The sequence below is a fragment of the Micromonospora halophytica genome (assembly GCF_900090245.1).
In the GTDB taxonomy this organism is placed as follows: domain Bacteria; phylum Actinomycetota; class Actinomycetes; order Mycobacteriales; family Micromonosporaceae; genus Micromonospora; species Micromonospora halophytica.
In genome coordinates, this window is record NZ_FMDN01000002.1 from 267,732 (window position 1) to 287,128 (window position 19,397).

The following is a 19,397-nucleotide window of genomic DNA, read 5'->3' on the forward strand; positions in this document are numbered from 1 at the left end:
GTCACGTGCCCGCCTCCACACCGGTCCGGCCCCAGACCCGCCCGCTCGCCGCCGTCGCGCGCGTGGTGATGCTGGCGCTGGTCGCCGTCCTGACCCTGATCGCCACCCGCGACGCCACCCAGCTGTGGTGGATCGTCCTGCTCGCGGTCGCCGGCCTGCCTGCCCTGCTCGGCCCCGAACACCGGTTGCTCAGCCCGGTGAGCCGGGTGGCCGAGGCGGTGGTGCTGGGGCTGGCCGCCAGCCAGGTCGCCGTCGAGTCGGCCCTCGGCGGGGCGGTCGGCGGGCTCGGCGCCTCCGCGGTGCTGCCGTACCTGGCGGTGCCGGTCACGGTGACCGCGCTGCGTCGCCGCTTCGCCGAGGGCGCGGCGCTGCTCGGGGTCACCGCCGCCACCCTGCTCGTGGCCGGCGCGTTCACCGAGGTGGACGGCGGGCGGCAGCTCGGTCAGCCGGGCTACCTGGCGGTCTGCGCGCAGTGGCTGATCCTGGCCGCGCTCGGCCTCTACGCGGCCGGCGCGCTGCACCAGGTGATGCGGGTCCGCGGCGAGGGCAAGCCCCAGCCGTACGCGGAGGCCACCCGGCTGCTCACCCAACTGCGCACGGTGGCCCGCCAGCTGCCCGGGGCCACCCTCGACCCGGGCGGCATCTCCGAGCATCTGCTGGAGGAGCTGCGCACGGTGGCGCCGAGCACCCGGGCGGCGGTGCTCTCCGCCAGCGGCGGTGGCCGGCTGGTCGTCCTCGCCCAGGTCGGCGTGGACCGGGTGGACTGGGAGACCACGCTCGACGCGGACTCGGCGATCGCCGACGCCTGGGCCAGCCAGCAGCCGCAGACGGCGGCCCGCTCGCAGGCCCGCTCGCACCGCGGCGGTGACGTGTCGGCGCTGATCGTCCCGCTGGTCGCCGGGGTGCGTACGGTCGGCCTGGTGGTGCTGGAGGCGGACGCCGCGCACGCGTACCCGCCGCCGGTGGTGTCCCGGGTGACCGCGCTGACCGGCCCGGCCGCGCTGCGGCTGGAGGCGGCGCTGCTCTTCGACGAGGTGCGCTCGCTGGCCACCAACGAGGAGCGGCAGCGGCTGGCCCGGGAGATCCACGACGGGGTGGCCCAGGAACTGGTGATGGTCGGCTACGGCATCGACAACGCCTTGGCCTACGTCGACGAGGACCCGAAGGAGACCGCCGAGGCGCTGCGCACCCTGCGCGGCGAGGTCACCCGGGTGATCACCGAGCTGCGGCTGAGCCTGTTCGAGCTGCGCAGCGAGGTGGACCGGCACGGCGGCCTGGCCGCCGCGATCGCCGAGTACGCCCGGACCGTCGGCGCCTCCGGCGGCCTGCGGGTGCACCTGTCGCTGGACGAGTCCACCGCCCGGCTCCCCGCCGCCACCGAGGCGGAACTGCTGCGTATCGCGCAGGAGGCGGTCACCAACGCGCGCAAGCACGCCGGCGCGGCGAACCTGTGGGTCACCTGCGAGGTGGACCCGCCGTACGCGCAGATCGAAGTGTCGGATGACGGTCACGGCATCGGTGACCAGCGCGCCGAGGGACACTACGGTCTTGCGATCATGGCCGAGAGGGCGGAACGTATCCGGGGCCGGTTGGAGATCAGGCCGCGGCAGCCCAGCGGCACGACCGTGGCGGTGGTGGTCGGTTCGTCGCCCCGGCGCGATAACGTGCGTGGCAGCGCAGCAGCAGAAGGGGAGTAACCCGAGGATGACCACAAGCCCGACACCGGCAACCCGTACCAAGGTCCTCCTTGTCGACGATCACGATCTGATCCGCAAGGGCCTCCGGCACGCCTTCGAGCGTGACCGGCAGTTCGAGGTCGTCGGTGAGGCCGCCACGGCCGCCGAGGGGGTACGCCAGGCGGGCGCGCTGCAACCGGACGTCGTGATCATGGATCTGCGACTCCCCGACGGCAGCGGCCTGGAGGCCACCCGCGCGCTGCGTAAGTCCAGCGCCTCGATGGGCATCGTCGTGCTCACCATGTACGCCGGTGACGACCAACTCTTCGGCGCCCTGGAGGCCGGGGCGAGCGCGTTCGTGCCGAAGACCGCGCCGGCCGACGAGGTGGTGGCCGCCGCCCGGCACGCCGCCTCCTCCCCCAGCGCGTTCACCGCGGCCGACCTGGCCGAGGCGATGAAGCGTCGGCTGGCCCCGTCCGGCCCGCAGCTCTCCCCCCGCGAGGGGCAGGTGCTGCGGCTGCTCGCCGACGGCATGAGCGTGGCCGGCATCGCCAAGCAGCTCTTCGTCAGCGAGTCGACCGCCAAGACGCACATCTCGAAGCTCTACGAGAAGCTGGGCGCGGCCAACCGGGCCCAGGCGCTGATGACGGCGCTGCGGCTCGGCCTGCTGGAAGCTCCGGACGCGCCGAAGTTCTGAAGCGTCCCCACCCTTCGTCGAGGGCCCGCGTCCGTCCGCCGGTCGCGGGCCCTCGACCGTCCGGCGTCGGGTGTTGTGCCGGCGCGACGAACGCCCTGAGTGAGGGTGCTGCCGCGCAGCGGTCGTGGTCTTTGCACCGAAGCAAGTGGCGGGCAGAATACCCAGGTGGCCCGCGCGGGCGACGAATCTCGCATCTGTCGACGAAGGGGTAGGGATGCAGCGGCCGAACTGGGCACCCGACGACATCGACATCGAACGCCCCAGTGTCGCCCGCATGTACGACTACTACCTCGGCGGCTCGCACAACTTCGCGGCGGACCGGGCTGCGGCCCGGTCCATGATGGAGGCCGTGCCGGACGCCCCGCTGATGGCTCAGGCCAACCGCGCCTTCATGCGCCGGGCCGTGCAGTACCTGATCGACCAGGGGATCCGGCAGTTCCTCGACATCGGCTCCGGCATTCCCACGGTCGGCAACGTGCACGAGATCGCCCAGCGGGCCGCCCCGGACGCCCGGGTGGTCTACGTCGACGTCGACCCGGTGGCCGTGGCGCACAGCCGGGAGATCCTCGACGGCAACCCCGACGCCACGGTGATCCAGGAGGACCTGCGCCGGCCGGAGGCCATCCTGCGCCACCCCGACGTCACCCGACTGCTGGACTTCTCCCAGCCGGTCGCGGTGCTCGTCGTGGCCGTGCTGCACTTCATCCCGGACGCCGACCGGCCGCAGGAGGTCCTGCGGACGCTACGGACGGCGCTGGCGCCGGGCAGTCACCTGGTCCTCTCCCAGGCCAGCGACGAGAGCCGCAGCGACACCGGCCAACGGGCCGAGGCGGAACGGGTCTACCGGCGCACCGACAATCCGCTCTGGATCCGCAACCGGGCCGAGCTGACCGTCTTCTTCGACGGGTTCGAGCTGGTCGAGCCGGGCGTGGTCTGGGTGCCGCAGTGGCGGCCCGAGTCGCCGGAGAGCGCCGAGGACGCCGAGCAGGCGATCTTCATCGGTGGCGTCGGACGACTCGGTGGGTGAGACGGCGGCCGGCCCGCGGCACTCGTCCCGCCCCGGGACGTTCGCCCGGGCCTGGGCCAAGGCCGTGTCGGGGACCAGCTACCTGCCGATGACGCAGGCCCAGCTGGAGGCGCTGCTGCAACGGCTCACCGAGCGGCTCGCCGCCGCCCTGCGCGCGGAGCCGTTCGACCCGCGCGTCGGGCACCAGGTCGGCGCGGAGCTGGTCGCCGCGCACATCGCGTCGGCCGAAGGGCTGGGGCGCACCGTGGAGATCATCCAGCTCCGCCTGATCCGGGACCTCGGCCTGGTCGCCGACGACGTCGAGGACCGGATGGCGCGGCTGCTGTCCACCGTCACCACCGGGTACGCCCGGGCGCTGCGGGACCGGACGCTGGACGAGCAGGAGTCGATCCGGCGGGCCGCGATGATGGCCCGCGCCCAGGCCGAACGGGCGCTGCGCGACAGCGAGTCCCGCTTCCGCCACCAGGCCACCCACGACCCGCTGACCGACCTGCCCAACCGGACGCTCTTCACCGAACGGCTCACCGCGGCGATCGGCGAGCCGGCCCGGGGCGCCGACCGGGTCGGTGTCTGCTTCCTCGACCTCGACCGGTTCAAGGTGGTCAACGACTCGCTCGGCCACCAGGTGGGCGACGAGCTGCTGGTGTCGGTCGCCCGGCGGCTACGCCTGGCCCTGCCGGAGCACCTCGTCGCCCGCCTCGGCGGCGACGAGTTCGTCATCCTGGTCGAACGCACCACCCGGGTCGACGACGTCGTGCAGGTGGCCGAGGCGGCGCTCGCGGCGGTGGGTGAGCCGGTGCGGGTGGACGGGCACGAGCTGACCGTGACCGCCAGCATCGGCATCGTCGAACGTCCGGTGACCGGCACCACCCCCGGCGAGCTGATGCGGGCGGCCGACAGCACCCTGCACTGGGCCAAGGCGGCCGGGGGCGCGCGCTGGTCCCTGTTCGACCCGGAGCGGCACCGCACCGAGTTGGCCCGGTACGCCCTCTCCGCGGCCATCCCCGCCGCCATCGACCGGGGCGAGTTCTTCCTCGACTACCAGCCGCTGACCTCGCTGCGCGACGGCACGGTCCTCGGTGTGGAGGCGTTGGTCCGCTGGCGCCACCCCGAGCTGGGGATCCTCGGCCCCGGCCGGTTCATCTCGCTGGCCGAGGAGACCGGCCTGATCGTCCGGCTCGGCGGGTGGGTGCTCGCCGAGGCGTGCCGGGAGGCGGAGAGCTGGTCCGGCGGGCCCACCCCGGCACCGTTCGTGAGCGTCAACCTGGCCGTCCGGCAGGTGCACCGGCCCGGCCTGGTGCAGGAGGTACGGGCGTTGCTGGGGCGTACCGGGCTGCCGCCGGAACGGCTCCAGTTGGAGATCACCGAGAGCACCATGATGAGCACCGCCGAGGAGCCGGTCCAGGCGCTGCGGGTCCTGGCCGACCTGGGCGTGCGGATCGCCATCGACGACTTCGGCACCGGCTACTCCAACCTGGCGTACCTGCGGGACCTGCCGGTGACCGAACTGAAGGTGGCCGGGGAGTTCGTGACCGGGCTGCGCGCCCCGACGGTCGACCCGGCCAGCCGTACCGACGAGCGGATCCTCGCCTCGCTCGTCTCGTTGGCGCACGCGCTGGACCTGACGGTCACCGCGGAGGGTGTGGAGACGGCCGGGCAGGCCGACCGGCTGCGCGCGATCGGCTGCGACGCCGGCCAGGGCTGGTACTTCGGGCGGCCAGGGCCGGCGGACCGCCTGCTCGGCCGTGCCCCCGCGCTCTCCACCGCCGCCGTCGGCGCGGACGGCCCAGCCGGCGTGTGACACACCGCGACGCGGGGCCGGGCCTGCCGCCGTCCCGCATCCCCGCCGGTCGAACGGATGCCGGCCGGCTCCTGACCGGCGACGGCGCGTCAGCCGGCCAGCAGCGACGCCATCCGCTCGGCCTGGGTCTCCCAGCGCCACTCCTTCTCCACCCACGCCCGGCCGGCCGCGCCGAACTGGCGGGCCAGGTCCCGGTCGGCGAGCAGGGTGGCCACCCGGTCGGCGAGCTTCCCGACGTCCCGACCGCCCACCACGTACCCGGTCTCCCCCTGCCGCACGGCGTCGGGCGCGCCGCCCGAGTCGCCGGCCACCACCGGCAGCCCGGTCGCGGACGCCTCCAGGTAGACGATGCCCAGACCCTCCACGTCCAGGCCGCGGTTACGGGTCCGGCAGGGCATCGCGTAGACGTCACCGGCGGCGTAGTGCGCGGGCAGCTCCACCGAGGGCACCGAGCCGGTGAACACCACGTCCCGCTCCACCCCGGTCTGCCGGGCCAGCTTCTCCAGTGTCGCCCGGTACGGCCCGCCGCCCACGACCAGCAGCGCCGCGTCAGGCACCCGGCGGCGGATCTCCGGCATGGCGCGGATCAGCATGTCCTGCCCCTTGCGCGGCACCAGCCGGGAGACGCAGACCACCACGGGCCGGTCGGCGAGCCCCAGCCGGACCCGCACCGGCTCACCGTCCACCGACGGGTGGTAGGTGTCCACGTCCACGCCGGGGGCCAGCCGCTGCAGCTCGGTCACCCCGTGCAGGGCGCGCTCCAGCCGTACCCGGGTGTAGTCACCGAGGTAGGTGACCACGTCGGCGCCCCGGCCGATCCGGCGCAGCGCGGCCCGGGCGGCGGGCAGCGCGGCCCAGCCGACCTCGTGACCGTGGGTCTGCGCGACGACCCGGCGGACGCCGGCCCGGCGGCGCAGCCCGGCGGCGAGCAGGCCCAGCGGCGCAGCGGCGCCGAACCAGACCGTGTCGCAGCCGTGCTCGCGGGCCAGCCGGGCCGCCCGGCGGGCGATCAGCGGGGTGGGCAGCAGCACCCGGGTCCGCTCCCGGACCACCTCGAACGGCTGTTCGGCGTCGAACCTCGCCGCACCCCGCCAACTGGAGGCGTAGACCACCACCGAGCCGGCGGGCTGGCGTACGGCGAGGTTGTGCACGAAGGACTGGATGCCGCCCGGTCGGGGCGGGAAGTCGTTCGTGATCAGCAACGTCCGGCTCATCTGCCGGCCTCCCTGGCGTAGGCGCGGGCGGCGGCCATCCGCTCCACGGTGGACGGGTGCGACGCCGACCAGAGGTACTCCCAGCGCGGCGGGTCGGGGTCGGCCAGGTTGACCCCGGCCAGCCGGCGCTGCATCGCCTCGAAGGTGGCCGGGTCCCCGGTCAGCGCCAGGGCGTGCGCGTCGGCGCGTGCCTCGACGCGGCGGGAGACCGCCGCCTGCACCGGCGCGGCGACCAGCCCGGCGACCGTCACCAGGGCGATCAGCAGTCCGAAGGCGCGTGGCTCGGCGACCGAGTCGACTCCGGCCAGCCGGGTCAGCGGCCCCCACGAGCCGAGCAGGTAGAGCGCGACCACCACGGCGGCGGCGCCGAGCGCCCCGGTGAGGGTGCCGACGGCGACGTCCCGGTCCCGGGCGTGCCCGAGTTCGTGCGCGACGACACTGGTCACCTCGGCCGGGGTGGCCTCACGCAGCAGGGTGTCGTAGACGACCACCCGCCGGGTCGGCCCCAGCCCGGAGACGTACGCGTTGACGGCCTTCGTCCGGCGGGAGGCGTCGGCGACGAGGACGTCCCGCACCGGTACGCCGTCGCGGGCCGCCATGGCCATCAGCTCGGTCCGCAGCGGGCCCTGCTCCATCGGAGTGAACCGGTTGAAGACCGGCTCCACCAGCACCGGCAGCACGAACGACAGCAGCACCACCAGCCCGGCCGCCCCGGCGGCGCCGAACGCCCACCACCAGCGCGGGGCGAGCCGGGTGACGGTGTAGAAGCCGAGCAGCGCGACCGCGCCGATCACCGCGCTGACCGCGTACGACTTGAGCAGGTCGACGGTCCAGCCGCTCCAGCCGTGGGTGCTCAGGCCGTAGCGGGTGAGCACGGCCTGCCGCCAGGCGGCGAAGGGCAGGGTGAGCAGGTCGGCGACGAGCACGACGGCGAGACCGCCGAGCACCGCGCGGGCGATCCAGTGGTCGCCGAAGGGCCGGCCGGCCAGCTCGACCAGGCGTGCGCCGAGCGGGGTGAGCCCGAGCAGCAGCGCCACCAGCAGCCCGAGCAGGAGCGCGCCGTACGCCCCGGGGCGCAGCGCGGCGCGGAACTCACGCCCCCGGGCCACCTGGTCGACGGGGAATTCGCGCAGCGCGGCGAGCTGGTCGGCGCGCGGCGCCGGCGGGCGGTGCCACGGCACCAGCAGGGCGCCGGCCACCAGCAGGGCTGTCACCAGGGCGGCCAGGGTCAGCACCGCCCATCCCCGGGGGGTCACGCCGGCACCCCGGGCACCGGCCTGCCGCCACCGCGCCGTACCCGCGTCATGCCGCCGCTCCTCCCGCCGTGAGCGACCATCCTATTGCCCGCCGGCCGCAGGCCCGGCGGGGTGCCCACGCGCCGCGACGCGGACGGCACGCGGCGGTCAGGCCACCCGGCGGCGGGCGGGGCGGGCGCGGCCGGTCTCGTGGGCCAGCACCTGCACCTCGAACCCGGCCCGGGCGAGCACCTCGATCGCCCGGTGCTCGGCGGAGCCCAGCCCGGCGGCCGGCGAGTCGGTGTCGAGCAGGGCGGTCACCAGGCAGCCGGAGCAACCGGCGCCCCGGATGCCGCACCTGTCGCAGTCGATGAGCATCGTGCCTCCTGACGCAGTGCGGCGGCGGACGGGCGGGACGCCGTCGTCACCGCCCGACCACCGTCGGTCAGGTCGGACACTAGTCACCGGGTACGACAGAAACGGACAACCGGTGATCAACAGTTAGGAGCGGGACAGCCGGCGCAGCAGCGAGTCCGCGCCGAGCGGGTACGCCCCGTGCCGGCGCACCCCGTCGGCGACCTCCCGGTCGGAGGAGACCACCACCACCGGCCGCCCGGCCGGCTCGGCCCGGACCAGCCGACGGATCAGCTCGTCGGCCGTCTCCCCCTTACGGGAGAAGAGCACCCGGACCCCACGCGGGGTGGGCGGCAGCCCGTGCATCCGCTCGGCCCCGTCGAAGACGACGGTGACCTCGTCGCCGGTCTGCGCGGCGATCCCACCGAGCCCGGTGATCAGCCGTTTGCGCTGCTGCTCCAGCGACATCTCACCGAAGCCGCGCTTGGTGACGTTGTAGCCGTCCACCACCAGATGGGCCCGGGGCAGGGCGAGAAGCTGATCCAGCCGGGCCGGGTCGTCGGTGTCGCGGGCCCGGGCCGCCGGGCCGCCGGCGGGCGCCGCCGGGTTCTCGGCGAAGGCGTCGGCGACGAAGTCGGCGGGCAGCTTGTCGACCGGGTCCAGGGCCAGCTCGCGGCGGAGCCCGACGGCCGCCTGCCCGATGGTCTCCAGCAGCAGCCAGAGCCGGGCGTCGTCGACCGAGCGGGCCTCCTTGGCGCTGGCCCGGGCCACTCCGGCCGCTGCCTCTGCCTCGGCGAGGCGGGCCCGGGCCCGGCGCAGCTCGGCGTCGGCGTCGGCGGCCGCCCGGGCGGCCCGCCCCCGCTCGGTGGTGAGCAGGTCGTTGGCCTTGCGCTCGCGCGCCTGGGTCTCCCGCAGCGTCCGGTTGAGCTGCCGGGCCTCCTCCCGCAGCTGGCCCAGCTCCTCGCGGACCCGGGCCAGCTCGTCGCGGAGCTTCTCCGCCTCGACCCGGGCCACCGCCCGGTCGTGCTCGGCGCGGGTGGCCCGCTGCTCGGCCTCGCGGACCAGCTCGGCGACGACGGCGCTGTCCGCCTCGGCGCGCACCGCCGCGCCGCTGGCGTCGATCAGCTCCCGCCAGCCCTGCGGCCGGGCCAGGTACGCCAGCGCGGCCACCTCGACCGGGTCGGCGGCGGCCGGGGCGGTCCCCTCCACCACGGCCGCGCCCAGGTCCCCGGCGTCGGCGAGCACCCGGGCGGTGACCCGCTGCCGGAACAGCGGATCGGCGGTGAGCTGGGCGGCGATCACCGGGGCGCCGAGGCGGGCCCGGCGGTTCGGGGCGAACTTGGCCACCCGGCGCAGCGGCACCGGCACCTCGTCGGCGGGCAGGCCGGGCAGCACGGCGGCGGTCAACGCCACGATGCGCTGGCGGACCGGCTCCGGCAGGACCGGCTCCGGCTCGGGCGCCCCCGCACCCGGGTCGACGCCGGCCTCGGGCGCGGCGGCGGACGACCCCTCCTCGGGGGGGTGGTCGTCGTACGGCTCGGTGAGGGGCATGTGGCAAGTCTCCCACCGCGACCGGGCCCACCGCCGGATGAGTGAGCCGATCTCTCATCCTAGCCTCGTGGTAACTGCCGGGGCCGGTGTGCCGGGAGTGTCGGACCGGCCGGTTACCGTGCCGCCCGTGGCACCTGGGGAGTACGTCCAGCAGACGCTGGCCGGTCTGGATCCGACGACGGGCGGCGGGGTCGACCCGGCCCTGCCGCTCTACGCGACCACCTTCGTGGTGGTCGACCTGGAGACCACCGGCGGGGCACCGGACGGTGGCGGGATCACCGAGATCGGCGCGGTCAAGGTGCGCGGCGGCGAGGAGCTGGGCGTGCTCGCCACCCTGGTCAACCCGGGGGTGCCGATCCCGCCGTTCATCACCGTCCTGACCGGCATCACCCAGGCCATGCTGGTGCCCGCCCCGCCGATCGAGCAGGTGCTGCCGAGTCTCCTGGAGTTCGTCTCCGACGCGGTGCTGGTCGCCCACAACGCCCCCTACGACGTGGGCTTCCTCAAGGCCGCCTGCGCGAAGCACGGCTACCGCTGGCCGAATCCCCGGGTGCTCGACACCGCGGCGCTGGCCCGGCGGGTGCTCACCCGCGATGAGGTGCCCAACCGCAAGCTCGGCACGCTGGCGGCGTACTTCCGCACCGCCACCCGGCCCACCCACCGGGCGCTGGACGACGCCAAGGCCACCGTGGACGTGCTGCACGGGCTGATCGCCCGGCTCGGCGGGCACCGGGTCGACACGGTCGGCGAGGCGATCGATTTCGCCCGGGCGGTCACCCCGACCCAGCGGCGCAAGCGGCACCTCGCCGAGGGGCTGCCCAAGGTGCCCGGGGTCTACATCTTCCGGGCCGACGACGACCGGCCGCTCTACGTCGGCACCTCCGGCGACATCGCCACCCGGGTGCGCAGCTACTTCACCGCCGCCGAGAAGCGGGCCCGGATGTCGGAGATGCTCGCCGCCGCCGAACGGGTGGAGGCGGTCGAGTGCGCCCACCCGCTCGAGGCGGAGATCCGCGAGCTGCGGCTGATCGCCGCGCACGCCCCGCCGTACAACCGCCGCTCCAAGTTCCCGGAGCGGATGGTCTGGCTCAAGCTGACCGACGAGGCGTACCCGCGGCTGTCCGTGGTGCGCGCCCTCTCGGTGACCGACACCGCCTACCTCGGGCCGTTCCGCTCCAAGCAGGCCGCCGAGCTGGCCGCCGCCGGGTTCCACGACGCGGTGCCGCTGCGCCAGTGCACCCACCGGCTCTCGCTGCGCACGGTCACGCCGGCCTGCGCGCTGGCCGAGCTTGGTCGCTGCCCGGCACCCTGCGAGCACCGAATCACCCCCGAGGAGTACGACCACCACGCCGCCGCCCCGTTCCGCACCGCGACCACGAGCGACCCACAGGTGGTGGTCGACGCCCTGCTCGCCCGGATCGAGGCGCTCTCGGCCGCCCAGCGCTACGAGGAGGCCGCCGTGGTGCGTTCCCGGCTGGCGGCGGTGCTCCGGGCGACCGTACGGATGCAGCGGCTGGCCGCGCTGACCCGGATCGCCGAGCTGGCCGCCGCACGGCCCGCGGCCGGGGGCGGTTGGGAGCTGGCGCTGGTCCGGCACGGCCGGCTGGCCGGGGCCGGGGTCTCCCCGCCCGGCGTCCACCCTCGACCGACCATCGCCGCGATCCGGGCCACCGCCGAGACTGTGCCGCCGGGGCACGGGCCGGTGCCCCGGGCCTCCGCCGAGGAGACCGAACGCATCCTGTCCTGGTTGGAACGACCGGAGACCCGGCTGGTGGAGATGTCCGCCGAGTGGTCCTCACCGGTCTCCGGCGCGGCCCGCTTCCGCGACCTCCTGGCGAAGGCCGAGAACGGTAGGTCGCACCAACTCTCGACCGAACGCTCATGAGCAAGTAACCGATCGGATGACCTCGCCTCACTTAGGCTGTTAAGGGAGTGCAGTCCTGCCCGTTTCGTGGGCCTGCTTCCGGTTGCCGGCGACGGTGACCGCGGAGCCGGGGTGAGGAGGTGTCCCTCGTGGACGTCGACGCCGGACACGGCGCCGCCCTGGGGGGCGCGCTCCCGACACAGCCCGGGGAGCTGCCGCTGGCCCGCCGGCTGCGGTCACTGCTCAGCTGGCCGACCAACGACACCGACCCGGTCAGCCCGCTGGTCCGCAGCCACCGTGGCATCCATCCGAACGCCGACCCGTCGGTGCTGCGCCGGGCGTACACGATCGCGGAGAACATGCACCGCGGCCAGTTCCGCAAGAGCGGCGAGCCGTACATCACCCATCCGCTGGCGGTCGCGGAGATCTGCGCCGACCTCGGCATGGACACCACCACGCTGGTCGCGGCGCTGCTGCACGACACGGTCGAGGACACCCGTTACACGTTGCAGGCCCTCGCCGAGGACTTCGGCCGCGAGGTGGCCCACCTGGTCGACGGGGTGACCAAGTTCGACAAGGCGTTCTACGGCAAGGCCGCCGAGGCGGAGACGATCCGCAAGATGATCATCGCGGCCGGCAAGGACGTCCGGGTGCTGATCATCAAGCTGGCCGACCGGCTGCACAACATGCGCACCCTCGGGGTCCGCTCCGCCGCCTCCCGGGAGCGGATCGCCCGCAAGACCCAGGAGGTGCTCGTCCCGCTCTGCGACCGGCTGGGCATCCAGGCCCTCAAACGCGAACTGGACGACGTGGTGCTGCTGCACCTGGAGCCCGACGAGCACGCCCGCATCGCCCGGCACGTGCACGACCGGCCCGGTTGGAACACGTACCTCGACGACGTGGTCGCCCAGGCGAAGGTGGCGCTGCGCCGCAGTCGGGTGGACGCCGAGGTGAGCCCTCGCCCCCGGCACCTCTACTCGATCTGGAAGGACACCGTGGCCGGCGGCCACACCGCCCCGTTCGACCTGCCCCGCATCGTGATCGTGGTGGACGCTCCGGCCACCGACTGCTACGCCGCGCTCGGCGCGGTGCACGGCCGCTGGCGGCCGATCCCCGGCCGGTTCAAGGACTTCATCGCCTCCCCGAAGAACAACCTCTACCGGTCCCTGCACACCAGCGTCCGTGGCCCGCAGGACCGCACCGTCGAGGTGCTGATCCGCACCCGGGAGATGCACCGCTGGGCCGAGTACGGCATCGCCGCGGACTTCCGTTTCCCCCGCTCCGCCGGCCCGGACGCCGTCCGGGTCGACCAGTTGGCCTGGCTGCGCCGGGTGCTCGACTGGGAGCAGGAGGCGGCCGACCCGGCCCAGTTCCTCGAATCGTTGCGCTGTGACCTGGCCGAGGCGCAGATCCAGGTGGTCGCCGACGGCCGGCAGGTCGTCCTCCCGGCCGGGGCCACCCCGGTCGACCTGGCGTACGAGCTGGGCACCGAGCGTGGCGACCACTGCCTCGCCGCCCGGATCAACGGGCGGCTGGCCCCGCTCTCCTCCGAACTGGAGGATGGCGACGTGGTGGAGATCTTCACCGAGAACGACGCCGAGAGCGGATTCGAGGCGACGGTCGCCCCGCGCGGGCCGCGCCGGGAGTGGCTCGGCTTCGTCAAGTCCCCCCAGGCCCAGATGCAGATCAACCGCTGGTTCGCCGAGCACACCGAGCCGGGCATCTCGATCGCCGACAAGGTACGCCTGGGCCGGGCCACCATCGGGTTGGCGCTACGCAAGCACGACCGGGGACTCGCCAGCGACCTGCCGCTGCTGCGGCTGTCCGAGGAACTGGGCTACCCCGACCTGGAGACCCTGCTGGTCGCGGTCTTCGACCGGGCGGTCGAGCCGGACGAGGTGGTCCGGCAGCTCATCGATCTGGTGGACCACCGCCAGTGAACCACCGCCGGTAAGCCACCTCCGGCAGTCCGCCGCACCGTCCCCGGTCCAGGTTGGAGCGCCGGGCCGGCCCGGGCACGACGTATCCCAGGCTGCACCGCTGGCCGCGACAGCAGGCCGCGCCAAGCTCGCCGCCGGGATCCTGATGACCCACTACACCCGCCGCACCTGGCAGGCCGCTACAGACTTGATCGCATCAATGGATCGCAGCGACCGGCCGCCTCGCCCCCGCCCCCGATCCGCCGGCACATCCGACGGCCCCACCACGGCCCGGGCGGACCCGAACCCCGCCACCCCAGCGCACCCGAACGCGCACCACCACCGTGCCCGACCGGCACGCCCGAACAACCAGCACGCCCGCACCCACGACCACCCGGCCCGGCGCGGCCCCCGGCCCCACCCCGATCCATTCATGCGATCAAGTCTGTAGCGTCTCCATCCACACCACTCCCTGCCGGCCCCGAACCTCGTCCACCCCGGGGCTGGCCCCGCCTTCGGTGATCAAGAGGTTTGCGTCACCCGCCGTCGGAATCCTGGCGCAAACTTCTTGATCAACGGGACGGAGCGGGTGACCGGACCGAGCGGGGCGGGTGACGGCGTGCGGGGCGGGTGCGGGGTGGTGTGGGGCCCGACATGACGGGCCGGGGCGGAGCGCCTAGCCTGGACTCATGATCCCCCGCTCGCGCGCCACCGGACGGGCCGTCGCCTACAAGGTCTTCTACCGCCTGCCGGTGACGATGCGACGGCGGCTGGTCCGACTCGCCGTGCCGAAGTACGTCGTCGGCGCGGTCACCCTCGTCCGGGACAGCGAAGCCGAGGGTGCGGGCCGCATCCTGCTGCTGCGCCAGCCACCCGGCTACAGCTGGACGCTCCCGGCCGGCCTGCTCCAGCGTGCCGAGGCACCCGTCGTGGGCGCCGCCCGCGAGCTGTACGAGGAGTCGGGCATCCGGCTGGCTCCCGACCGGCTGCGTCCGGCCGTACCGAACGCGCTGGTGCACGCCAAGGGCTGGGTCGACATGGTCTTCGAGACGGAGGTACCGGCGTCGACCACCGCCCTGAAGGTCGACGGGGCGGAGGTCTTCGAGGCCGCCTGGCACTCGCTGGACGACCTGCCCCGGCTCAGCCGGGCCACCGCTTTCCTCCTCGGTCACTACGGCATCGGCCCGTCGGCCGGGAAGACCCCGCCCGCCGGGGGAACACCGACGTGACCGGGCATCCCGGGATCTGCGCGGTGGTGCTGGCCGCCGGCGAGGGGACCCGGCTCCGCCCGCTGACCGCGCGGATGCCCAAGGCGCTCTGTCCGGTCGGCAACGTGCCGCTGCTCGACCGGGCGCTGGCCCGGCTCGCCGGGCTGGGCCTGGCCGGCCCCGGGCGGGTCGCCGTGAACGCCTGCTACCTGGCCGATCAGGTGGTCGCGCACATCGGTGACCGGGCCCATCTCTCGGTGGAGCCGGGCGACCCGCTCGGCACCGCGGGTGGGCTGGGCAACCTGCGCGACTGGATCGGCGGGCGCGGGGTGCTGGTCGGCAACGCCGACGCGTACCTCGCCGACCCGCACGCCGACCCGGGCCCGGACGTCGCCGCGCTGCTGGACGGCTGGGACGGACACGGCGTACGGCTGCTCGGCCAGCCCGCCGCGAACCCGACGGCTCCCGGCACCTTCGCCGGGCACGTCTTCACCGGGTTCTCGCTCCTGCCCTGGCGGCTGGTCCGGGACCTGCCGCCCACCTTCGGCGACCTGGTCCGGGCCGTGTGGCGGCCGGCGGAGGCGGCGGGCGCGCTGGAGGTGGTGGCCTACCCGGGCACCTTCTACGACACCGGCACCCCGCGCGACTACCTGGCCGCCAACCTGCACGCCGCCGGCGACGGCGCCCTGGTCGATCCCGGGGCCACGGTGACCGGCCGGGTCCGCCGGGCGGTGGTCGGAGCGGGGGCGGTGGTGCACGGCGACGTGGAGCGGGTGGTGGTCTGGCCCGGCGCGACCGTCGGCCCGGGCGAGCGGCTGCGCGACGTGATCCGGGCCGGCGAGGACCTGACCGTGCCGGCCGGCGAACATCTAGCATGAGCCACGACGTCGACGAACGGAGAATCGTCCAGTGATCACCGCGATCGTCCTGATCGACTGCGCCACCGACTCGATCCCCGAGGTGGCCGAGACCCTGGCCAACCTGCCCGGCGTCAGCGAGGTCTACTCGGTGGCCGGGCACAGGGACCTCATCGCCGTGGTCCGGGTCCGCGAGTTCGAGCAGATCGCCGAGGTCATCGCCGGGCGCATCTCCAAGGTGCCCGGGGTGATCGACACCGAGTCGCACATCGCGTTCCGCGCGTACTCCCAGCACGACCTGGAGGAGGCGTTCGCGATCGGCCTCGCCAACGCCGACTGACCGGAGTACGCACGGCGACCGGCCCGCCCCGAAGGGCGGGCCGGCCGTGTGCCGTGCCGTGACGTCAGCTGTTACCCGGAGCCGGCGTCTCGGTGGTGCCACCCGGCGCGGGCTGCTCGGTGGTGCCGCCCGGAGCCGGGGACTCGGTGGTGCCGCCCGGAGCCGGCGTGGTGGTGCCACCCGGGCTCGGGGTGCCGCTGGCGCTGGCCTCCGGGACCGGGATGCCCAGCTGCTGGGCCAGGGCGACCAGTTCGTCGTAGTGCGCCTGCAGGACCGGCAGCGCGTCCTGGGCCAGCTGGATCACCGACTGCTCGGAACCCTGCGAGATCTCGGTCTGGGTGGCCTGGATGGCCTGGACGTGACCGGCCAGCTGGGCCGTCACCCACGCGCGGTCGAACTCGGTGCCGTTGAGGTTGTTCAGCTCCTCGGCGAGCCGCTGCTGGTCGGCGGTGGGCTCACTCGGCAGGGTCACGCCCAGCTGCTGCGCGGTGCTCTGCACCGTCTGGTCGAGCTGGGTGTGGTCCGTCTTGAACATCTCGCCGAGCCGCTTGACGTCCGCATTCTCGGCCTTCTGCTGAGCCAGGTCGCCCGCCGCGATCTGGAACAGGTTCACCTGGTGGACCGCCTGCAGGTACTGCGTGTCCTGCTGCGACGGCTGGGCTGCGGCCTGCGCGGCCGCGGCCGGCGCGATGCCGACCAGCACCAGCGCGGCCAGCAGTCCCAGGCGTTTGATACCCAACATGTTTCCCTCCCCGTTTCCGTTGGACCGCACGGATACCCGGCTGACGGGGGTTATTCCTGCTCTTCCACCCGTCGGTGGGAGGGTCGCCCGGCACGTCGGGACACCCCCGGACGACCGGCCCGGAAACGGACGTGGCGCCCGCCGGAGAACTCCGGCGGGCGCCACGGTCAAACGGGTCGTCAGCGACGGCTTTCGCCGCTGCCGATCTCCTCGCGCTCGGCGCGCGGCTCGACCGGCGGGTGCCCCGGCGAGACCGGCGCCTCGGCCGGCTTCTCGATCGGGTAGAAGAAGCCCCGGATGGCCGGGCCGAGGGCCCCGAGCCGGTTCATCTTCTTCGGCACCACCCAGCCGACGTAGTCCAGCTCGGCGTGCCCGTCGTGGCCGTCGGCCGAGGTCAGCGGCTGGTGCACCTCGACGAACCGGCCGTCCGGCAGGCGCCGGATGATGCCGGTCTCCACGCCGTGGGCCAGCACCTCCCGGTCGTGCTGCTGCAGGCCGAGGCAGATCCGGTAGGTGACGTAGTACGCCAGCGGCGGGATCACCAGCAGGCCGATGCGGCCGGCCCAGGTCATCGCGTTGAGGCTGATCTGGAACTTGTCGGCGATCACGTCGTTGCCGCCGGAGAGGGTCAGCACGATGTAGAAGGAGACCGCCATGGCGCCCACCGCGGTACGGGCCGGAACGTCCCGGGGCCGCTGGAGCAGGTTGTGGTGCCGGTGGTCCTTGAGGCGGCGGGCCTCCAGGAACGGGTACATCGTCGACAGGCCGACCAGGATGCCCGGCAGCACGACCGTCGGCCAGAACAGCGGCGGGATGACGTATCCGTCGCCGATCGGGATGTTGATCTCCCAGGCCGGCATGAGGCGGGTCGAGCCGTCGAGGAACATGACGTACCAGTCGGGCTGGCTGGCGGCGGAGACCACCCACGCCTCGTACGGACCGAAGTACCAGATCGGGTTGATCTGGAACAGGCCGCCCATCAGCGCGATCACGCCGAAGACGACCATGAAGAAGCCGCCCTGCTTGAGCGCGTAGCGCGGGAACATCCGCTCGCCGACCACGTTCTCGTTGGTCCGGCCGGGGCCGGGCCACTGGGTGTGCTTCTGCTTGAAGACCAGGCCCAGGTGGGCACCGATCAGCGCGAGCAGCAGACCCGGGATCAGCAGCACGTGGGCGATGTAGAACCGGCTGATGATGATCGTGCCGGGGAACTCGCCGCCGAAGATCGACGAGGTCAGCCAGGAGCCGATCACCGGGATCGAGAGCATGATGCCGGAGGCGATCCGCAGACCGGTGCCGGAGAGGCCGTCGTCCGGCAGCGAGTAGCCGGTGAAGCCGGCCAGGAAGCCGACCCAGAACAGCAGCGAGCCGATGATCCAGTTCGTCTCACGCGGCTTGCGGAACGCGCCGGTGAAGAAGACCCGCATCATGTGCACCACGATCGCGGCCATGAACAGCAGCGCCGACCAGTGGTGCATCTGCCGCATGATCAGGCCACCGCGGACGTCGAACGAGATGTCCAGGCTGGAGGCGTACGCGGCCGACATCGGCGTGCCCCGCAGCGGGGCGTAGCTGCCGTTGTAGACCACCTCGGTCATCGCGGGCTCGTAGAAGAAGGTCAGGAAGACACCGGTCATCAGCAGCACGACGAACGAGAAGAGCGCGATCTCGCCGAGCAGGAACGACCAGTGGTCCGGGAAGACCTTGTTGAGGAGCTTGCGCAGCGGGGTGGCCACCTGGAAGCGGTCGTCCACCGCACCGGCGGACTTGGCCGGCACCGCTGCTACATCAAACTTTCGGCGCTTCATGGCCGCTCCCAGAAGTCGGGGCCGACGGTTTCGGTGTAGTCGGACTTCGCCACGAAGAAGCCCTCTTCGTCCACCTCGATCGGCAGCTGCGGCAGCCGACGGCTGGCCGGACCGAAGATGGGCCGGGCGTTGTCGGTGATCAGGAACTGCGACTGGTGGCACGGGCAGAGCAGCCGGTTGGTCTGCTGCTCGTACAGGCTGGCCGGGCAGCCGGCGTGCGTGCAGATCTTCGAGTACGCCGCGTAGTTGCCCCACATGTAGTCACCGTGGCCCACCCGGGCGTTGGCCTCGCGGGACTCCACCGCGTCGCTCTCGCGCAGGTGGATCAGCAGCGCCGGCGAGTCGGCGTACTTGTTGCTCACGCCGTGGTCGATACCGGGGAAGACGGTGAGCTGACCGCCGGCGCTGACGTCCGCCGGGCGGATCGGGCGGCCGTCCTCACGGACCAGCCGGACCTTGCGGCCGTCGACCGGCGCGAAGCCGGTGGTGAACATCTGGTTGTTCTTGTGCGGCTGCGAGATCAGGCCGCCGACCAGCGGGGCCGCGGCGACCGCGCCCACCGGGAGCAGACCGGCGACGAGCGAGACGCCGAGCAGCGGCCGACGCCGCACGCCCATCTCGTCGGCCAGGTAGAGCATGGTCTCACCGGTGATCTTGCGGTCCTCGGGCGAACCGGGCCCGTCGTGCCGGTCCTGGATCGAGACCTCCTTGGGCAGCAGCTTCTTGCCCCAGGTGAGGATGCCGAAGCCGATGCCGAGCAGGGCGAGGCCCAGGGTGAGGCCGAGCAGCGGGGTGTAGAGCTTGTCGCCGCCGCGACCCGGCTCCCACTGCCACGGCCACCAGATGTAGACGACCAGGAAGGCGGTCGCGGCGAGGCCGGTGAGCAGGAACATCGAGGCGACCGTACGGGTCAGCCGGCGCTCGGCCTTGCTGCCCGGGACGACCTGCGGCTCGTAGTGGACGATCTCGATGTCGTCCCGGCGGGCGCCCTCCTGGACGACGTCGAAGCGGGACACCCGGGGGTCCAGCACGTCGAGCGGCTCCCGGCCCTGCGAGGCCTGGTGCTCGGTGTGGGTGCTCATGCCGTCACCTCGCTACTGGTGG

General features: G+C 73.7%; 16 protein-coding genes. 9 read left to right on the plus strand and 7 right to left on the minus strand.

Annotation, left to right across the window (positions count from 1 at the left end):
• Positions 1 to 5: 5 nt before the first annotated feature.
• The 4 genes from GA0070560_RS03895 to GA0070560_RS03910 all read left to right on the plus strand — a co-directional run bounded on the left by GA0070560_RS03895 (position 6) and on the right by GA0070560_RS03910 (position 5,201).
• Complete coding sequence (locus GA0070560_RS03895) at positions 6 to 1,697, plus strand: sensor histidine kinase (RefSeq protein ID WP_091291409.1); 1,692 nt, start codon at positions 6 to 8, stop codon at positions 1,695 to 1,697.
• A gap of 7 nt (positions 1,698 to 1,704) precedes the next feature.
• A complete protein-coding gene (locus GA0070560_RS03900; protein WP_007072219.1) occupies positions 1,705 to 2,373 on the plus strand; it encodes a response regulator transcription factor in 669 nt (222 codons plus the stop codon).
• 214 nt (positions 2,374 to 2,587) lie between these two features.
• Positions 2,588 to 3,400: an SAM-dependent methyltransferase gene (locus tag GA0070560_RS03905; RefSeq protein WP_091291411.1), complete on the plus strand. Its 813-nt coding sequence runs from the start codon at positions 2,588 to 2,590 to the stop codon at positions 3,398 to 3,400.
• Between the two features lie 88 nt (positions 3,401 to 3,488).
• The gene (locus GA0070560_RS03910) at positions 3,489 to 5,201 is read left to right on the plus strand and encodes a putative bifunctional diguanylate cyclase/phosphodiesterase (protein WP_091291933.1); all 1,713 of its coding nucleotides are present in this window, start codon (positions 3,489 to 3,491) and stop codon (positions 5,199 to 5,201) included.
• An 89-nt stretch (positions 5,202 to 5,290) separates the two neighbouring features.
• On the opposite strand, the gene GA0070560_RS03915 is transcribed toward GA0070560_RS03910, so the two are convergent.
• The 4 genes from GA0070560_RS03915 to GA0070560_RS03930 form a co-directional block, all read right to left on the minus strand.
• Positions 5,291 to 6,415 (minus strand): glycosyltransferase family 4 protein, encoded by a 1,125-nt coding sequence (locus GA0070560_RS03915; protein WP_091291413.1) that lies wholly within the window; start codon positions 6,413 to 6,415, stop codon positions 5,291 to 5,293.
• On the minus strand, positions 6,412 to 7,671 hold the full coding sequence (locus tag GA0070560_RS03920) for a M48 family metallopeptidase (RefSeq protein WP_091291415.1): 1,260 nt from the start codon (positions 7,669 to 7,671) through the stop codon (positions 6,412 to 6,414). The genes GA0070560_RS03915 and GA0070560_RS03920 overlap by 4 nt, the downstream gene beginning before the upstream one ends.
• A 147-nt stretch (positions 7,672 to 7,818) precedes the next feature.
• A complete protein-coding gene (locus GA0070560_RS03925; protein ID WP_091291417.1) occupies positions 7,819 to 8,028 on the minus strand; it encodes a hypothetical protein in 210 nt (69 codons plus the stop codon).
• Positions 8,029 to 8,151: 123 nt separating this feature from the next.
• Entirely contained in the window at positions 8,152 to 9,555 is a 1,404-nt protein-coding gene (locus GA0070560_RS03930; protein ID WP_091291420.1) for an NYN domain-containing protein, read from the minus strand.
• A 127-nt stretch (positions 9,556 to 9,682) separates the two neighbouring features.
• Here GA0070560_RS03930 and GA0070560_RS03935 point away from each other — a divergent pair, with 127 nt between their 5' ends.
• The 5 genes from GA0070560_RS03935 to GA0070560_RS03955 all read left to right on the plus strand — a co-directional run bounded on the left by GA0070560_RS03935 (position 9,683) and on the right by GA0070560_RS03955 (position 15,743).
• Positions 9,683 to 11,440: a DEDD exonuclease domain-containing protein gene (locus tag GA0070560_RS03935; RefSeq protein WP_091291423.1), complete on the plus strand. Its 1,758-nt coding sequence runs from the start codon at positions 9,683 to 9,685 to the stop codon at positions 11,438 to 11,440.
• A gap of 128 nt (positions 11,441 to 11,568) precedes the next feature.
• Positions 11,569 to 13,359, plus strand: coding sequence for a RelA/SpoT family protein (locus GA0070560_RS03940; RefSeq protein ID WP_091291425.1), 1,791 nt, complete (start codon positions 11,569 to 11,571; stop codon positions 13,357 to 13,359).
• A 668-nt stretch (positions 13,360 to 14,027) separates the two neighbouring features.
• On the plus strand, positions 14,028 to 14,567 hold the full coding sequence (locus tag GA0070560_RS03945; RefSeq protein ID WP_091291427.1) for an NUDIX hydrolase: 540 nt from the start codon (positions 14,028 to 14,030) through the stop codon (positions 14,565 to 14,567).
• The gene (locus GA0070560_RS03950) at positions 14,564 to 15,424 is read left to right on the plus strand and encodes a sugar phosphate nucleotidyltransferase (protein WP_091291428.1); all 861 of its coding nucleotides are present in this window, start codon (positions 14,564 to 14,566) and stop codon (positions 15,422 to 15,424) included. The genes GA0070560_RS03945 and GA0070560_RS03950 overlap by 4 nt, the downstream gene beginning before the upstream one ends.
• 31 nt (positions 15,425 to 15,455) lie before the next feature.
• Positions 15,456 to 15,743, plus strand: coding sequence for an Lrp/AsnC family transcriptional regulator (locus tag GA0070560_RS03955; protein WP_091291430.1), 288 nt, complete (start codon positions 15,456 to 15,458; stop codon positions 15,741 to 15,743).
• 64 nt (positions 15,744 to 15,807) lie between these two features.
• Here GA0070560_RS03955 and GA0070560_RS03960 read toward each other — a convergent pair whose 3' ends face one another.
• The 3 genes from GA0070560_RS03960 to qcrA all read right to left on the minus strand — a co-directional run bounded on the left by GA0070560_RS03960 (position 15,808) and on the right by qcrA (position 19,375).
• Positions 15,808 to 16,485, minus strand: a complete 678-nt coding sequence (locus tag GA0070560_RS03960) for a DUF4142 domain-containing protein (RefSeq protein ID WP_091291432.1) — start codon at positions 16,483 to 16,485, stop codon at positions 15,808 to 15,810.
• A gap of 179 nt (positions 16,486 to 16,664) precedes the next feature.
• Positions 16,665 to 18,293 carry a cytochrome bc1 complex cytochrome b subunit gene (gene qcrB / locus GA0070560_RS03965; protein ID WP_091291435.1) on the minus strand — a complete coding sequence of 543 codons (1,629 nt, stop codon included), beginning with the start codon at positions 18,291 to 18,293 and terminating at the stop codon, positions 16,665 to 16,667.
• Entirely contained in the window at positions 18,290 to 19,375 is a 1,086-nt protein-coding gene (gene qcrA / locus GA0070560_RS03970) for a cytochrome bc1 complex Rieske iron-sulfur subunit (protein WP_091291437.1), read from the minus strand. The genes qcrB and qcrA overlap by 4 nt, the downstream gene beginning before the upstream one ends.
• Between the last annotated feature and the right edge of the window lie 22 nt (positions 19,376 to 19,397).

What these genes read in the sequence shown, in the direction of transcription:
- GA0070560_RS03900 (WP_007072219.1), top strand. Translation starts at nt 1,705, where the DNA reads ATGACCACAAGCCCGACACCGGCAACCCGTACCAAGGTCCTCCTTGTC.
- qcrA (WP_091291437.1), bottom strand. Translation starts at nt 19,375, where the DNA reads ATGAGCACCCACACCGAGCACCAGGCCTCGCAGGGCCGGGAGCCGCTC.
- GA0070560_RS03960 (WP_091291432.1), bottom strand. Translation starts at nt 16,485, where the DNA reads ATGTTGGGTATCAAACGCCTGGGACTGCTGGCCGCGCTGGTGCTGGTC.
- GA0070560_RS03905 (WP_091291411.1), top strand. Translation starts at nt 2,588, where the DNA reads ATGCAGCGGCCGAACTGGGCACCCGACGACATCGACATCGAACGCCCC.
- qcrB (WP_091291435.1), bottom strand. Translation starts at nt 18,293, where the DNA reads ATGAAGCGCCGAAAGTTTGATGTAGCAGCGGTGCCGGCCAAGTCCGCC.
- GA0070560_RS03915 (WP_091291413.1), bottom strand. Translation starts at nt 6,415, where the DNA reads ATGAGCCGGACGTTGCTGATCACGAACGACTTCCCGCCCCGACCGGGC.
- GA0070560_RS03930 (WP_091291420.1), bottom strand. Translation starts at nt 9,555, where the DNA reads ATGCCCCTCACCGAGCCGTACGACGACCACCCCCCCGAGGAGGGGTCG.
- GA0070560_RS03945 (WP_091291427.1), top strand. Translation starts at nt 14,028, where the DNA reads ATGATCCCCCGCTCGCGCGCCACCGGACGGGCCGTCGCCTACAAGGTC.
- GA0070560_RS03925 (WP_091291417.1), bottom strand. Translation starts at nt 8,028, where the DNA reads ATGCTCATCGACTGCGACAGGTGCGGCATCCGGGGCGCCGGTTGCTCC.
- GA0070560_RS03910 (WP_091291933.1), top strand. Translation starts at nt 3,489, where the DNA reads ATGACGCAGGCCCAGCTGGAGGCGCTGCTGCAACGGCTCACCGAGCGG.